The sequence below is a fragment of the Mesorhizobium sp. B1-1-5 genome, from assembly GCF_006443065.1.
Lineage (GTDB): Bacteria > Pseudomonadota > Alphaproteobacteria > Rhizobiales > Rhizobiaceae > Mesorhizobium.
This window is the reverse complement of sequence record NZ_VFWS01000025.1, coordinates 38,704-54,559: the sequence shown is the minus strand read 5'-3', so window position 1 is coordinate 54,559 and position 15,856 is coordinate 38,704. Positions and strand designations below refer to the sequence as shown.

Sequence of the window (15,856 nt, the reverse complement as noted above, 5' to 3'; positions counted from 1 at the left end):
GATCTACACTCCTTGACCTTCTACTTGCTTTGTGACTGAAGACCACTTTCGTAGCGTAGCCCTGCCCGCGCAGCGATTTGGCAAGCGCATGGGCAAAGACTGCTTTGCCAGCTCCAGGCGGTCCAAAGAGTTCGATAATCATTTCTTGCGACCCAGGGGCTTGAGTGCCTTATCGTTTTCCGAACAGCAGAAGATCGCCACTGTCCCCAAAATGATATTTGGCGTGCTGCTTGAGATTTACTCCAGTGAGAGCAATCCCTACCGGAGCGGATCTCGAACCATTAGGCTGCAGTGATTCCAGAATGCCGCGTGCAACACTGCGCGGTGTCTTGGCCCACTGGACAGCAAAGATGACGGCATCTGCCCAACTGCTGAGAAGTCGGGATTCCGGACCGTGCAACCCTGGCGGCCCGTTGAGAATGACAAGATTGTACACGGCGCCCAGCTTGTCCGCGAAGTGTCGCGGCACATCGACGTCAACCAATAGCTTCAAAAGATCGTCCGAAACTATGGGTGCGGCCATGAAATCGATGCCGATACCGGGCATGCTCACGACAGCCTCGTCTAGCTCGCAGCGGCCCTTCACATAATCCGCAAACGACTTATGCGGCTTGGAAATGCTGAATTCGCGCACAAAGTCGTTGGTCAGTTGCTTATCCTGCGGGTCAAGGTCGATGAACAGGACATTGCTGCCCAGGCGTGTGGCCGACAGCGCCAGGCTCCATGCCAGCTCTGTTTTCCCATCACCCTTATCGCTGGAAGTGACGAGCATCATCTGCGACGATCGTCCGGGGGCCGGTTCGGGGGCCACATTGATCAATAGGGACAATGCAGCGCGGCCGTAGGCGGAATTTTTCTGGCTTAGAGTGAGGGTCTGCAAGCGCTTGGCACTCGCTCTTGATGTCCTGGGCAATAGCCCAACGGCAGGGAAGCCGAGCGCTGCTTCTGTCTCAGCCTCACCGCGCATTGTGCGGCTCATGCGACTTTTCAAGAGAACCAAGACGCCCCCGATGAGGCCGAATACGACCATACCCGGCGGGATAAGGAAGATCGGTGAAAGGCTTTTCGGGTTACTCGGTGGCCATGCCGCCGAAATTATCGAAACTCCCGCAGACGGAACCGCGATGCGGTTCCTCAAATCCTGTTGCCTGTTCAGAAGATCATTGTACCGCTGCGTCAATATGGTGACTGCCGGCTCCAACGCGTGAAGCCCGGAAAGCCTGCCTGCTGTGTCGGCTACGACCGCGTCAAGCACATTCTTGCGCGCCTCCAGCGCGGAAACCTGCGCGCGATAGATGTCGGCTTCCGACTTGATGCGTTCGATGCTCTGTTCGATTTCGCGCTTGACGGCAACATTCAGATCCGCATCGGCCGCGGCGCCACCCTGCCGGGCTATCAGATCGCTCAGCGTCGGCGATCCGATTGCACTCGCAAGCGTCGCGCTCGTGGCACCGGACCGTTGCAATTCTTGAATATGCTGAACACGGGCCTCGGCGGTGGAGAGGTTTGCGCGAGACAATGACAGTTGCTGATTAAGGTCGGCCGTGTCGCGGACAGCATTATCAACGGCACCCTGGTCGACAGTCCCGTGACTTAGCCGGTATTTTTCAAGGCGGTCGGTCGCTTGCGCGAGATCGGACTGCACGCCAGGCAGCGCAGCGACGACGGATTCGAGCTCCAACCTATCAGCGGCCTGAGCAGTCCGCGCGAGATCCTGGACATACACTTGCGCGAATGTGTTGGCCACGAATGCGGCCCGGACGGGATCCGGATCGGTAAAGCCGATGGTAATGACTCGCGATCGCAGTTCCTGCCCGACCCTGACGTAGCGCCTCAACGCCTTCAGCCTCGCAGCCTCCCTGCCCTCTGGGGTCATGTCAGCGTGATCCGGCCAAATCCCGGCCAAGAATGCACCTGCAAATGATTTCGATTTGGCTGGGGAAGCGGCGTTTTGCGCCGCGGCGCCATTGAGGTTGGCCTGCCGATCGGGCGTTGGCTTATAAATTGCGTCAATTACCCGACGCAGATGAGATTGTGAGGCCAGCATCGTCAGATGGTTGTCAATGCTGGTATCGAGCATATCCTGGCCGCTCGTCGGCTGAGGAGCGCTTCTGGTCGGACCGTCGACGATGATTTGCGTGGTGGCCTCATACAACGCCGGCTTGGCGAAGCCGGCTAGACCCGCAACCGCACCGCCCAAAACAGCCATTGCGACCAAAAACCATTTGCGCGCCGCCAAAGTAACCAACAATTGGCCGAAAGGGGTCAGGTCTTCTCGAGGGTCACGTAGCGGACGCCGCATGCGCGGATTGGGCTCTCGCACTTCGACGCGCATCTCTGTGGTGCGCGGCAGCTTCGTTCGCCTAGCTATCGAACCTTCCATTTTAAACTCCCGTCATTTCAAGCATGCGCGACTGTCTCGCGGGCACTGGAAGCCGGTTGGCGTCGGCGCGCCATGCCAGGAACATCAATGTTGCCCAAAGATCCCGGGAATGATCCCGCTTTCCGTTGACATGATCGCGCCAGCACGTCTGGACCCTATCGATGTCCAGAAGCCCATCTCTTGACTGGCGCATGTCGGCAAACAGGTCACTCGCCCATGCGCGCAACGGTCCTGTCAACCAGACCGCAATCGGAACATCGAAGCCCTGCTTAGGCCTATCTATCAGCCGCCGGGGAACGTAGCGGTGCAACAACTGTCGAAGCAGCCACTTGCCTCGTCCATGGCGAACCATTGCATCCGATGGCAGCCGCCAGGCGAATTCAACGACGCGATGGTCGAGCAGCGGGCAGCGGCCTTCCAGCCCGTTCGCCATGCTGGCTCGGTCCAGCTTCACCAGGATGTCGCCCGGCAAATATCCTGCCATATCGTTGTAGAGGAGCCGGGACAACAAATCGTCGAGTCGCGGTGTTCGGCGAGTTGACGCCCGGTGGCCAAATCGGGTCAGGCTTGTCGTCGATGACCCTGCCAGGCGCTGGTACAGTTCTTCCTGGTCCGAAGCGGCGAGCAATTGAGCCAATCGCTCCAGCCGATCACCGCGCAACGCATGGCCGAAGAGCGCTGAAAGTGGCAGCCTGCCAAAAAAATCGTAACGGGTGGCGCGCGCCACAAGCCCAATGCTTGCGGCAACTGAACCACGCAGCGAAGAAGGCAAACGACGACGCCGATTTGCTCGCGCCGCCATCAGATGGCGAGCGTAACCGGCGAAACATTCATCGCCTCCGTCGCCCGTCAGCGCCACAGTGACGTGCTGGCGAGCAAGTCGCGCCACCAGCAAAGTGGGGATTTGCGATTCGTCGGCGAACGGCTCGTCCCAGGCACTGGGCAATTCCGGAATGACATCGCGTGCGGAAGCAGGGGAAAGGTGCAGCTCTGTATGATCGCTGCCGATGTACTGAGCGACCGCTGCAGCATGAGGAGCTTCATCGAAACCGTGCTCCCCGAAGGCGATCGTGAAAGTGCGAATGGATTTTCGGGATTGGACCTGCATTAGCGCGGCTACGGTCGAGCTATCTACGCCGCCCGACAGGAAGGCGCCGAGCGGCACATCCGCGCACATGCGCTCTCGAACAGAAAGCCGAAGCAGCCGATCGAGTTCATTCGTCAAATCTTCGTCGCTGCCGACGATCGGGTCTTGCCGGCCTTTCGCGGCGACGTCTGCCAACGACCACCAGAATCGAACTTTATTTCGAACGGTTCCCGTACGGCGCGCTTTTGCGAAATCCGCTGCAGTTAAGGACAGAGCCGATCCCGGCGGCAATTTGAAAACGCCGCGCCAGATACAACTGTCGTCCGGCACCCAACCCTGCGACAGCATAGCCCTTACGGCGCTGGGATTGAGTTCTGGACGGAAATCCGGGAAACACCGAATGGCCTTGAGTTCGGAGCCAAAAACCAGGGCATGGCGGGTCGGGGCGACGTAGATCGGCTTTTCCCCCATCCGGTCGCGGGCCAGATGAAGAGTTCTCGTTTTTGCGTCCCACAACCCGAACGCGAACATGCCGACAAATCGCGTAAGCGCAGCTTCGAGCCCCCACTGCTCCACGGCCCCAAGCACAACTTCCGTATCGCATGTCCCGCGAAAGGTGTGGCCGGCGTTCTCAAGCTCTCGGCGCAAGTCCCGAAAATTGTATATCTCCCCATTGAAGGTGATTATGTACCGGCCGCTGTCCGAGCGCATGGGCTGGGCGCCGGTTTCCGACAAATCCACGACTGCCAGGCGGCTGTGGCCGAAAGCGACACCAGCCTCCACATCTTTCCAAAAGCTTTCGCCGTCGGGCCCTCTGTGACGGAGCGCTGTTGTCATCTGTGCTATAGCTGCGAGCGGCCTTGTGCTGGGCGAGTCTGGCGCAAGAAGGATCCCGGCGATTCCGCACATATCAACGGCTCCTCGCTCCCGCAGTTGCCGCGATAGGCTTGCGCTGCCCGGCTACGAGGCAAAGTGTGATTGAGAACCAAACGATCGGGTGGCGAATGACCAGATGCGGGAAGCCGAAGATGCCGATCGACAAGACGAGTGCCACCAGAGCGTCGAGCCTTGCACGCCAGGCAGAGATGGCCGCGATGCCAAGGATCCACAACAGGGCGAGAACCGCCAGAATGCCTCCTTGAGTATACAAATCCAGTAATGTGCTGTGAGCCTCGAAAGGCAGGTCGATAAACTCCTTGGTCACAACAGATCTGTCGACATGTGGTCCTGGGCCGAGGCCCAGCGAAGCAGACCCCAACCCCTTGCCCAGAGCATTGGTCCAGATATTGATGCGCAGATTGGCTGTCTCGGCCGTCGCCTCACCGCCCTCGCCTTTGGTCAGGCTCTTGGCGAAGTTTTCAACGGTGCTCGTTTCCGCAAGCACATAGGGTGTTGCGGAGATTGCAAGGGGGAACAAAGCAAGCAACAGCAAAAGGCTGATTTGACGACCAAGAGTGACCCTTCCGCCAACCGCGACCCATCTCCGGACGCGCAACATCAGGAAAACCAGACCGGTTATCACTATTGTCAATAGATAAGTATCGCTTTTAGTCAATCTTCCGACGTATATTATGAGAACAATACTTACAATGCCAAACGTCCTGGCTACCATATTACTTGTTGTCATTGAAAGGTATAGCGCAAGAGGACCGAACAGCGCGCAATAAAGAGCCAGTTGGTTTGGGTTGTCCGACCATCCTGTGAACCTGTCCCAAAACCAAGGGTTCACTCCGGACTGATGGAGCAAGCCGAAGCCAAGCGCCAATTGGAAAACAAAACACGCGTTCGCAATGACGATCACCCACCACGCGGTGCGACGCAGATGACGATCCGCCTGAGGATCAGCCGCAAGCAGACATGTAACGAATGCCAGCAATAGATAGGCAATCATGTCGTGAACCGGCGCGTCCATGTACTGAACGCTCGTAAGCATGCCGACAATCAGGCCTAGCCCGAGAGCGAATGCCATGATCCCCCAGAAGGCGGCAAAAATCGAAAGGGCCGGCGTGGCTTCAAGTCGACCACCGGCAAGTACGCGGCCAATCGAAATCAGTATCCAAACCGCCAGCAACAATTCGCTGATTCCGAACGGCGCCCCTGGAATTTCGAGTTGCGATGCATAAGCCATTGCAACGCCGCCGGCCAACAGGACGTCTCGGATCATTGGCGCACCTCGCCCAACGGACGGAATGCGGCATTCTTTTCGGTCTGCGGGGCCTGAACTGAGGCGCCAAGGGCTTTGGCATCAAGAATATGCCGGTAAAGATCGCAATACTGGGCGACCACCAGCGGCAGCGCGAAATGCTGCTTGACGAATTCGATGGAACGAGCGCCCATGGCCGCCCCGGCGGGGCGGTCGGCCAAGACTTGATTTATCCTGGAAGCAAATGCCTCGGCATCGCCAGGCGGAACCAGGTATCCGTTCCAGCCGGGCTGGACCACTTCGTTGCAGCCCGGCATATCTGACGCCACGATAGGCAGTCCAGCCAATCCCGCCTCGAGCAGGACGCGCGGCACTCCCTCCCGATATTGTGTCGGAAAGGCAAACAGATCCGCCATGCCAAGAAGGGCAGGAACATCGTGCCGTGGGCCTAGGGCAATGACATGAGGGGAATGGCGTTCGATTTGCGATTTGTCGACGGCGAACGGCCCCTCGGATTCCCATGGACCGACAAGCACGAAACGCGCATTCGGCCTTTTTTCAAGAACGCGGGGTACTGCCTTAAGCAGCGTTGGGATGCCCTTCTCGCGCGTCAGCCGGCCGACAAAAATGATCACTTCAGCCGATGACAGCCCAAGCTGCTCGCGCATCGCCTGCGATGACGGCGCGCTCTGTCTTGCCCTGGTAAAGCCGTCGATGTCGATGCCGGAACTGCAGATCAGGTGACCAGTCCCGCGCCCGATGAGCCGGTAGCGCTCGAAGAACGCCTTGTCATCACGATTTTGGAAAACCGTGGCAGCCGTCCAGCGCGACGAAAGCCACTGCAACCCCGAGAAGATCGGGCGCAGCGCCATAGCCCTCGGCTCACGAGAAGAAAACGTCCAGCCAAGACCATTGATGGTGCGGATGACCGGAACGGCCCCCCTTATCGCCAACGGCGTCAAGAGATTAGGCTTGGTATCAAAACTCTGTACAATGTCCGGGCGCAGGTCCGAGATCAGTTTTCTGATCGTCCTTACGGCGCCTCCACTCCCGCTGGAAAATCGGTCGAAGCCGTAGCGTCGATGCGGAATGTCGTGCTGCGAAAATGCTGTATCCGGACCGCTCGACACCGCAGTGACTTGGAAGCCCTTCTGACGCAGCGACAGCAGAAACGGAATCCTGAAGGCGTGGTCCTCGCCTCCGACACACACAAGATGCGGATTCATGCTGTCTCCCCCGACCGCCCGTCTGACTTGGGTTGCGTGCACTGGTCAGCATTTCTTCGTGCTTCCATGATCCTGGTTCGCTACTCAGATACATGTTTTGCGCCAGGGTTCACGGTACGGGCAGGCTTGCCCAATGTCCTCGTCCGTTTGAATGAGCGGACCGATCTCAGGGTGCGCGCGGCTGCGTCGGAGCGCGAATTGAATGTCCATTTCGGCGAGGGGTTTCGAGGCTCGGCTGCCTCTGAGCCGGTGACATGGTCTCAGCTTGAGCTGCGTCGGTTCAACCGTTCCTCAAGTCCTAGTTCGGCGAACGCGGCTGATCGCAGAAACCCTGGATCTGACGAGCTATCGACGAAGATACGTTCCCCGCAAAATGCCTAAAGGAAGAGAGCACTCAAGCGAAGTTTCCTTTGCTTAGAAAAAGGGAGTGCCTCGCACTGGTCACACCCGAGAAAATTTCAAGTTTTCCCAAAAATCCGGGAATTGATCCTGACAACCGTTTCCTTACTGCTGTGTTCTGCGCCCAGCATCAATGATTCTATCGGTATCGGGTTGTTTTGGTTCCAGCAGCGTTTCGATCACCGCATCGTCGGTCTTTGTAGCCTGAAGGTTGAACAACGGAATCGTGATATCCCCGGCTAATTTGATGCATCATCAAACACCGAAATTCGATGCAAATCACTGTAAGATTAGGCGTTTTTGGTGCTGGTAAACTCGTCGATCAATCATTCTATCAACGTATTTCCGTATTTGATTTGGCGCTAATGTACCCTCTCGGTTAGGCAGGGAGTGGGGCGCTTATCAATCAGAAGAAGGATGTTCGCATGGCTACCATGCATTACGCCTATGGCGCCCCCGCCTCCGGCGCCATAGCTGATGGCTTCAACTTGATCGACCTTCAGTACGCGTCGTCGGTCAACGCGCTGCCTAACGGCACCAAGGCCTTGATATATCTCAACGAAAGCAGCGGGGTGACCCAGTCTTTCATAGACAAGGTGACGCCCCTCCTCGGCAATTCCAAGGTTTTTGGCTTTTATCTCACTGACGAGCCCGACCCCACGGGCAAATATCATACACAGGTCAGCGCTGCGAATCTGAAGGCCGAATCCGACTGGATTCACTCCCATTTCCCGGGCGCGAAAACCTTCATTACGCTGATGGACATGGGGTCGTTCACGGCCTCCGATTACACCAACACGTACAATCCCGCCAACACGGGAATCGACTATTACGGGCTCGATCCCTACCCCGTGCGCTCGTCCGCGGTCGACTTCAACTACATCGACAGAGCCGTCGCTGCAGCCGAGAAGGCGGGCATTCCGCAGAGTGCGATCATTCCTGTGTTCCAGACGTTTGGCGGCGGCGGGTGGTCGACCAATACGGGCGGGTCTTATGTGATGCCTACCACCGCCCAGGAACAGACCATCTTGGACCATTGGGCAAAGCTCGTCCCGTCGCCAGCCTTTGACATGGCCTATAAGTGGTCCTCGCAGAATGGCGAGACCTCGCTTGGCAACACATCGTCAATGCGGGCGTTTTTCCTGGATCACAACACCCATACCAGCACCAGCACCAACACTGGCACCAGTACTGGCACTGGCACTGGCACTGGCACCAGTACCACAACCCCTCCCGTCACGGCCCCGACCGCCGACATAAAAGGCACCAGCGGCAACAATGTTTTACACCCGGCCGACAACGCCGTCCACACGATGGCGGGCTATGGGGGCAATGACGACTACTATGTCAACAATGCCGCCAGCAAGGTGGTCGAGGCCGCTGGCCAGGGCCAGGACAGAGTGTGGACGTCGGTGAGTTATGCGCTTGCTGCCGGCTCGTCGATTGAGGTCCTCGGCACCCAGAAGGACGCGGGCACAACGGCAATCAACTTGACCGGCAACGAATTGCGTCAGCACATCATCGGGAATGCCGGCGACAACGTCATAAAGGGCGGTGGCGGCGGCGATTGGCTGACCGGCAATGGCGGCCACGATACCTTCGTTTTCAATAGCGCCCTCGGCAAGAGCAATGTTGCCACGGTTACCGACTTCAGCCCGTCTGTGGACAAGATCCAGCTGGATGACGCTATCTTCAAAGGGCTCAGCGTTGGGGCGCTCGCAAGCAGTGCTTTCCATACCGGTACCGCCGCTCACGACAGCACCGATCATATCGTCTACAACAGCACGACCGGGGCGCTCTACTTTGACAGTGACGGCGCAGGCGGCGCAGCTCAGATTCAATTCGCCGCCCTTTCCCCGCATCTTGCGATTACGGCGAGTTCGTTCGCCGTGGTCTAAGGCGGGCATACTCTTCGTGGCGGTCTAGCGCAGACCCTTACCTGCCATAAGATCGCCGTCGATAGGAGCCTCCAAGCTCCGCAAAGCAGGGCATTGCCGGCGACAATATTCGCCGGTAATGCCTACTCCACCGTCACCGATTTCGTCAGATTGCGCGGCTGGTCGATGTCGGCGCCCATGAAGACGGCGCTGAAATAGCCAGCATCCGGATCGGCAGCGCATAGATGACAGGGCTGCATGGATGCCACCACTATGCTGGCTTGGCACCAACTCCGCCTCGAAGCTGGTCCATCGATCGAACAGATGAAGCCGAATTTTTCCGTACAGCCTAAAAGGGATCGGTGCGGGGCGATTTGGTGGATAGTTGGAGCATGCCGACGAGTTCAACGTGCGGGTATGGCGCAGCGGTTCGAGCCGCGCAACCCATCAAGTCGGAGCCCGTCGCGCCAACGGCTAGGTCGCCAAAGTTCACACGCATCAGCAATCTGCGCATGTCGGCGTTGCTCATGATGCTGATCTGCAGCCAATCGGCGCTGTATGCGGGTGGAAGCGGCAAGACGCTTCACTACACCTCCGGCGGCTCGGGCGTTGCAATCGCGAGCGCGGGCTTCGACCTCGCCGATGTACAATCCGTAGAGCAACTCAATGCCTTGCCGCCAGCGATGAAGGGGCTGATATGGCTAAATGAATCCAGCGGCGTGACGCCACGCTTCATCGCCAAGGTGAAGCCATTTATCGGCAATCCGCGGCTGTTCGGTTTTCGCCTCTGCGATGAGCCGGACATCACCGGCAAATACCATTCTCCAGCAGTTAGTCCGGCGGCCCTGAAGGCCGAGGCCGAGTGGATCAGAGCCAATGTCCCCGGGGCAGTTACATTTGTTACTTTGATGGACATGGGATCTTTCGAAGCCCCCGCCTTCATGAATACCTTTAATCCCGCCAACACAGGGATTGATCTTTTCGGCCTGGATCCATATCCGGTCCGCGGCAAAGCTTTCGATTTGGACTTCATCGATCGAACGGTCGAGGCAGCCGTTGCCGCTGGCATCCCTCTCGACAGGATTGTGCCTGTATACCAAGCCTTCGGCGGCGGCAATTGGAAGACCCGTACCGGAGCGGCTGCGGACGTCTATGTACTGCCGACACCGGACCAGGCGAAGCAGATATTCGCGCGCTGGGCCACCTACTCTCCCGCTCCTGTATTCGACTTTGCCTATGCCTGGGGTTCGCAGAACGGAGACACCAAGCTAGGCAGTGCCAGCCCTGAGGCGCTCGAACTTCGCTTGGCGTTCAAAGCGCACAACACGGCGCAGTAGCAACCGCCGCGATCATTTTACCGAAGGTACCCCAGCAGTGCAGAACGCAGATCCTCATAGCTGCGCATAAGCCATTCAACAGCTAGCCGAACAGACGATGAACTTGGCCGTTCAGCTGTATGCCGAGTCCTCGGCTGCGAAACTTATGGACGATTGATCTCTTCTCTTGCCAGCGACGCTTCTCAGCTTGGCGTCCATGGAACCAAAGGACACCGCCAGCAAGAAGACAACATACGCCAATGCCGAATATGAAGAGAGGATCGCCCTGTTCTCCGCCACCAAAGAATATCGCCGAGACGATAAACACACCGCCTGCGAGCGCGCCGACCCAGGCTGCTATGCCGCATCTGGAAAGCCCATCGTGCTGGCCGCAAAGAAAGCGGTAGCGCTCAGCAAGGCGCGCTTCGTCTTCGCTCAGATTTATCGCGCAGTCTCCGTTGGCTTCGTGCAGCATATTTCACCCCCCTGCTTCCTTTGCATACGGGGTATCGGCGACAAATGTTTCATTCAAGCGAGGGATAAGTTGCAATTTTTCGCACAGTTATGATGCCGTCACCATGCAATGCGCAATAACTGGGTCAGGGGTGATGCTCAGCGCGGCCGGGCCGCTCCACGGAGTCGCGACAATCCGTATGAGTGGTCCTTCGTTCGCACGGCGGAGGCTCCATCGAGATTTGTTACAACAGCATCAGCCGGTGCCCTGTATCTAGTCTGTGCCCCCGCCGGTCAGGCTCGGCCCGTGGGCTCCCCCGTTCTCGTGCCGGGCCGCTCGCTTATTGAACGGCGAATACGAAAATACCGGGCCGATTTCTCCAGAGGTCGACTAGGCGCGGCGGTTCAACCAACGCCACTCCAGCGGGCGAGTTGTCGAGCCGCCTTTCGCGGTCGGCTTGCGATCAGCCAAACGGTGCTGAGTGCTTTTCGAACAACGCCAATTTGTCGGCATACCCGATGCGGTTCGCAGCTCCGCAGCCCTCACATTTGAAGGTCGAGATCACCTTGAACCACGACCCTTTCCTTTTGAAGGCATGGTCACATTCCAAGCACTTGAATTCCAAGTCGGCATCATTCAGCGCCGCGGACAGGGGCATCGCTCACCTCCAATGACGTGTCCCTCATTCGCAATCATGCTGCCCGAAGACTATGAGCAAGATCACATGTTAATGCTGGGCCTGTTGCGCCTTGATGACAGGACCTCAGTCCCAATCGGCGTGCCCGTTGGCGATTGATGCCGCTCTCCTATCGCCCGATCAGCGTCAGCCCGAAAAGAATGGCGAGCCAAAGCCCGGTTGCCGCGACGGCGAGCCGCGGCAACGTGCCTGTCAGATGCATGAACAGCAGGGCGATCAGGACCGCCTTGGCGGCCGCGATCGCCAGGTTGAGGGCGACATTGAAGCCGCCGAGATCGAGGAAGGAGGAAGCCACCGTCAGTGCCAGCAGCGCGAGCAGCCCGAGATAGCCGAAGGTGAGTTTGCGCAGTTCGCTCATCGGTTGATCAGGTAAAGGACAGGGAACATGAACGCCCAGATGACGTCGACGAAGTGCCAGTAGAGGCCGACGGCAACTACGCGGCGCAACCGGTTGGCAGGGCTGGAGGGCCGCCAGAACGCGATCATGCCGGCGATGACGACGATGCCGCCGATCAGGTGCAGCGCATGCAGCGAGGTCATCGCGAAATAGAGGCCGAAGAAAAGCTGGGCGTGCACGGGATCTGGCCCCGCATAGCGGAACGGCAGGTCCAGGACCGGCGCCAGTCCTTCGTTGATCTCCTTGCCGTATTCGATCCCCTTCACGATCAGGAAGCACACGCCCAGCGCTGCAGTCGCGACCAGCGCCCAAATTGTCGGGCGCCAACGTCTATGAAGCGCAAGCATATGCGCCAATGCCATTGTGAAGCTGCTGGTGATCAGCACGGCCGTGTTCAAGGTGCCGAGCGGCAGAGAAAGGCGCTTCGAGGCGGCGGCGAAAGCAGGGCCGAAATCGATATGGGCGACCAGGAAGACCAGGAAAATCGCGCCGAACAGCATCGCCTCGGAGCCGATGAACACCCACATGGCAAAATTGTCGGCGCGCCGTTCGCGCTGGGGCGTGTCGAATGCGATGCTTTCGGTACCGCTCATCGCGCCGCTTCCTCCCGGTGCGGGCTGAAGCGCTCGTGCTCGAGCCCCTTCATGTCGTAGGCATAGGCCGGTCGCGTCACGATCGGCATGGTTTTGAAATTATGCGGCGGCGGCGGCGAGCTCGTCTGCCATTCGAGCCCAGTGGCGTTCCACGGATTGTCGGGCGCGCGAGCGCCGCGAAACAGCGACCAGCCGAGGTAGAACAAGGGCATCAAATAGCCGATCGCCAGCACCACCGCGCCGCCCGAGGACAATACGTTCCAGAACTGGAACTCAGGCGGATAGGTATGATAGCGCCGGGGCATGCCGTCGAAGCCCAGCACATATTGCGGAAAGAAGGTCAGGTTGAAGCCGACGAAAGTGACGGTCGCCGCTATACGCCCTGCGATTTCCGAATACATGCGGCCGGTCAATTTCGGCCACCAGAAATGCAGGCCCGCCATGTACGCCGTCACCATGCCGCCGACCATGATGTAGTGGAAATGCGCGATGACGAAGTAGGTGTCGTGGACATGGACATCGACCGCCAACGCCGCAAGGAACAGCCCCGCCAGCCCGCCGAAGGTGAACAGCGCCAGGAAGAACAGCGCGTAAAGCATCGGTGTCTCGAAGCTGATCTCGCCCTTGCGCAGCGTCAGGCTCCAGTTGAAGACCTTGATCGCCGACGGGATCGCGACGCAGAAGGACAGGAACGAGAACACCACGCCGGCATAGGCCGACTGCCCGCTGACGAACATGTGGTGGCCCCAGACCAGGAAGCCGAAGACCGCGATCGCCATCGACGACATCGCCACCGCCTTGTAGCCGAACAGCGGCCGGCGGCTGAAACAGGGCAGCACCTCCGACACCACACCCATGCCGGGCAGGATCATGATGTAGACCGCCGGGTGCGAGTAGAACCAGAAGAGATGCTGGAAGAGCAGCGGATCGCCGCCGAGATCGGGATTGAAGATGCCGATGCCGAACACGCGCTCCAGCACGATCAGGATCAGAGAGGCGGCGAGCACCGGCGTTGCCAGCACCATCACCAGGCTGGTGGCGTAGAGCGTCCAGACGAAAATCGGCAATCGGAACCAGGTGAGCCCCGGCGCGCGCAGCGTATGCACGGTGACGATGAAGTTGATGCCGGTCATGATCGTCGAGAAGCCGACGATGAAGACGCCGAAGGCCGCGGTCGAGACGAAGCCGTTGGCATAGAGCGTCGACAGCGGCGTGTAGAAGGTCCAGCCGGTATCGACGCCGCCGGCCACCACTGCAAACAGCGCGAACAGGCTGCCGAAGATGAAGACGTACCAGCTGGCGAGGTTGAGCCGCGGGAAAGCGAGATCGCGCGCGCCGATCATCAGCGGCAAAAGGAAATTGCCCATGGTCGCCGGGATCGACGGCACCAGGAAGAACCAGACCATGATGATGCCGTGCAGCGAGAACAGCCGGTTGTAGACATCGTCGGAGACGAGATCGCCGGCCGGCGTCGCCAGCTCGATCCGCATCAGCACCGCCATGGCGCCGCCGAGAAAGAAGAAGCCCGTCAGCGAGATGAAATAGAGCCATGCGACGCGCTTGTGGTCGGTGGTGAGAAGCCATGCCCGCAGGCCGCTGCCTTGGCCGAGATATGTACCCTGCATCGCCGCGTTGGTCATGGCTTGGCTCCAGCCGTTGGTTGAGGCGAAAGCGACTTCAGATAGGCGAGCAGCATCTGCAGCTCGCCTTCATCGATCAGGCCATCGAAGCTCGGCATGACCGGCTCGTAGCCCGCTGCGATTTCCTTCTTCGGGTTGAGAATGGAGTCGCGCAAATAGCGCTCGTCGGCGATCACCGTCTGCTGATTGTCGAGCGCCACCGGCCGGCCGAAGATGCCGTCGAGCGACGGCGCCCTCACCTTGCTGCTCGCGCCATGGCAGCCGGAGCAGCCCAGCGCGCGAAACAGTTTCTCGCCGCTTGCGGCAAGCGTCTCGCCTTCGCCCTGGCTGTTCAGCCACGCGGCATATTGCTCGGGCGCCATCACGGTCACCCAGCCGCCCATTTCGGAATGCTGAGCGCCGCAATATTGGGCGCAGAACAAATGGTAGCGGCCGGGCTCGGTGGCAATGAACCAGATATGGGTCGTGCGTCCAGGCACCGCGTCCTGCTTGATGCGGAAGGCCGGCACGTAAAAGGAGTGGATGACGTCCTGCGAGGCGAGCGACACGACAACCGGTTTGCCGACCGGAACGTGCAACTCGTTGATCTCGCGCTGGCCGCCGGGTTGCCTGAACTCCCACATCCATTGTTTGCCCAGCCCCGTGATCTCGAGCGCGTCCGCCGGCGGATGATCGCGCCGAACGAAAAGCGTCGCGCCCCAGCCGAAGAAGATGAAGGCAATGATCAGGCTGGCGATGGTCCAACTTGTTTCCAGCCATATGTTGCGGGAACGCTGTCCGGTGCGATCCGCCGGCGACCCGACGCGGTATTTCACCGCGTAGCCGACGACCAGCCCGGTGAGCGCCAGCCCGAGCACGGCTGAGAAAACGAGCAGCGTGTAGAACAGCGCATCGACATGGCCGGCTTCCGACGAGGCTTCCTGCGGGAAGAAGGGAACGCCGAAACTCACCTTGCCCTCCCCCGCATTTGCCAGAGCACCGTCGCTCCCAGGCCGAGCACCGTTGCCAGGCCAGCCACTTTCAGCGCCGCCCAGATAGCCGGCGTGTACTGGCCCTTCGAACTGTCGAATCCCGCGCAGAGCAGGAAGATGTGATCCGCGATCGAGCCAAGTTTGTTGGCCGACGCCTCGACCAGTGCAAGCTCAAGATCGCGCGGCGTAAAGGTCAGCGCCGGCAATACCTGTGAAATTCGGCCCGACGGTGTGAGCGCGATAACCGCGATCGGATGAACGAACTGATCGATGTCTTTGCGCCGGTCGAAAGTGATCCCGGCCTCGTTGGCGAGCGCCGCGCCGGCGCTCTCGCTGCTGGTTAGAAAACGCCAGGCGGACAATCCCGCCGGGCCAGCGGCGGAAGCGATGTCATCCCGCGCCGCTGCGGCATCGGCGGAGGTCTCATCGGGGTCGATCGAGATGAACAACGCGCGATAATCTGCAGGGCGAAGGGATGTCTTCTTCAGGTCGGACGCGACGGCCTGCTGGGTGACGCCGCAAAGGTTCGGGCATTTATCGTAGCCGAAGATGACAAGCGCCGGGCGCCCGCCGAGCGTCTCGCCCAGCGTCAGCTTCCGGCCGCTTGTATCGACCAATTCTCGCTCAAGGCTGAGCTGCACGCCGAGCTTCGGATCGAAGCTCGGTCGTTCGG

The 15,856-nt window shown here is 59.4% G+C and carries 12 protein-coding genes; 3 read left to right on the top strand and 9 right to left on the bottom strand.

Going from position 1 to position 15,856, the window contains the following annotated elements; translation table 11 throughout:
- Window positions 1-169 precede the first annotated feature (169 nt).
- The 4 genes from FJ980_RS11540 to FJ980_RS11525 are packed head-to-tail and all read right to left on the bottom strand — an operon-like array spanning window position 170 to window position 6,839.
- Entirely contained in the window at window positions 170-2,383 is a 2,214-nt protein-coding gene (locus tag FJ980_RS11540) for an exopolysaccharide transport family protein (protein WP_140543013.1), read from the bottom strand.
- 1 nt (window position 2,384) lies between these two features.
- Window positions 2,385-4,379 (bottom strand): asparagine synthase (glutamine-hydrolyzing), encoded by a 1,995-nt coding sequence (asnB, locus tag FJ980_RS11535; protein ID WP_140543012.1) that lies wholly within the window; start codon window positions 4,377-4,379, stop codon window positions 2,385-2,387.
- Window position 4,380: 1 nt separating this feature from the next.
- Entirely contained in the window at window positions 4,381-5,634 is a 1,254-nt protein-coding gene (locus tag FJ980_RS11530) for a polymerase (RefSeq protein ID WP_140543011.1), read from the bottom strand.
- The gene (locus FJ980_RS11525) at window positions 5,631-6,839 is read right to left on the bottom strand and encodes a glycosyltransferase family 4 protein (RefSeq protein WP_140543010.1); all 1,209 of its coding nucleotides are present in this window, start codon (window positions 6,837-6,839) and stop codon (window positions 5,631-5,633) included. The genes FJ980_RS11530 and FJ980_RS11525 overlap by 4 nt, the downstream gene beginning before the upstream one ends.
- 824 nt (window positions 6,840-7,663) lie before the next feature.
- Here FJ980_RS11525 and FJ980_RS11520 point away from each other — a divergent pair.
- The 3 genes from FJ980_RS11520 to FJ980_RS11510 all read left to right on the top strand — a co-directional run bounded on the left by FJ980_RS11520 (window position 7,664) and on the right by FJ980_RS11510 (window position 10,999).
- Entirely contained in the window at window positions 7,664-9,136 is a 1,473-nt protein-coding gene (locus FJ980_RS11520; protein ID WP_140543009.1) for a calcium-binding protein, read from the top strand.
- Window positions 9,137-9,627: 491 nt separating this feature from the next.
- Complete coding sequence (locus tag FJ980_RS11515) at window positions 9,628-10,452, top strand: hypothetical protein (protein WP_246676397.1); 825 nt, start codon at window positions 9,628-9,630, stop codon at window positions 10,450-10,452.
- Window positions 10,453-10,648: 196 nt separating this feature from the next.
- Window positions 10,649-10,999, top strand: coding sequence for a hypothetical protein (locus FJ980_RS11510; protein ID WP_140543008.1), 351 nt, complete (start codon window positions 10,649-10,651; stop codon window positions 10,997-10,999).
- 692 nt (window positions 11,000-11,691) lie between these two features.
- Here FJ980_RS11510 and FJ980_RS11500 read toward each other — a convergent pair.
- Genes FJ980_RS11500 through FJ980_RS11480 form a run of 5 tightly spaced genes read right to left on the bottom strand, consistent with a single transcriptional unit; the run spans window position 11,692 to window position 15,824 of the window.
- A complete protein-coding gene (locus tag FJ980_RS11500) occupies window positions 11,692-11,940 on the bottom strand; it encodes a cytochrome C oxidase subunit IV family protein (protein ID WP_140543006.1) in 249 nt (82 codons plus the stop codon).
- Window positions 11,937-12,572 (bottom strand): cytochrome c oxidase subunit 3, encoded by a 636-nt coding sequence (locus tag FJ980_RS11495; protein ID WP_140543005.1) that lies wholly within the window; start codon window positions 12,570-12,572, stop codon window positions 11,937-11,939. Before FJ980_RS11495 ends, FJ980_RS11500 begins: the two co-directional genes overlap by 4 nt.
- The gene (gene ctaD, locus FJ980_RS11490; protein WP_140543004.1) at window positions 12,569-14,212 is read right to left on the bottom strand and encodes a cytochrome c oxidase subunit I; all 1,644 of its coding nucleotides are present in this window, start codon (window positions 14,210-14,212) and stop codon (window positions 12,569-12,571) included. The genes FJ980_RS11495 and ctaD overlap by 4 nt, the downstream gene beginning before the upstream one ends.
- Window positions 14,209-15,162: a cytochrome c oxidase subunit II gene (coxB, locus tag FJ980_RS11485; RefSeq protein ID WP_140543003.1), complete on the bottom strand. Its 954-nt coding sequence runs from the start codon at window positions 15,160-15,162 to the stop codon at window positions 14,209-14,211. Before coxB ends, ctaD begins: the two co-directional genes overlap by 4 nt.
- Window positions 15,159-15,824, bottom strand: a complete 666-nt coding sequence (locus FJ980_RS11480) for an SCO family protein (RefSeq protein ID WP_181181173.1) — start codon at window positions 15,822-15,824, stop codon at window positions 15,159-15,161. Before FJ980_RS11480 ends, coxB begins: the two co-directional genes overlap by 4 nt.
- Between the last annotated feature and the right edge of the window lie 32 nt (window positions 15,825-15,856).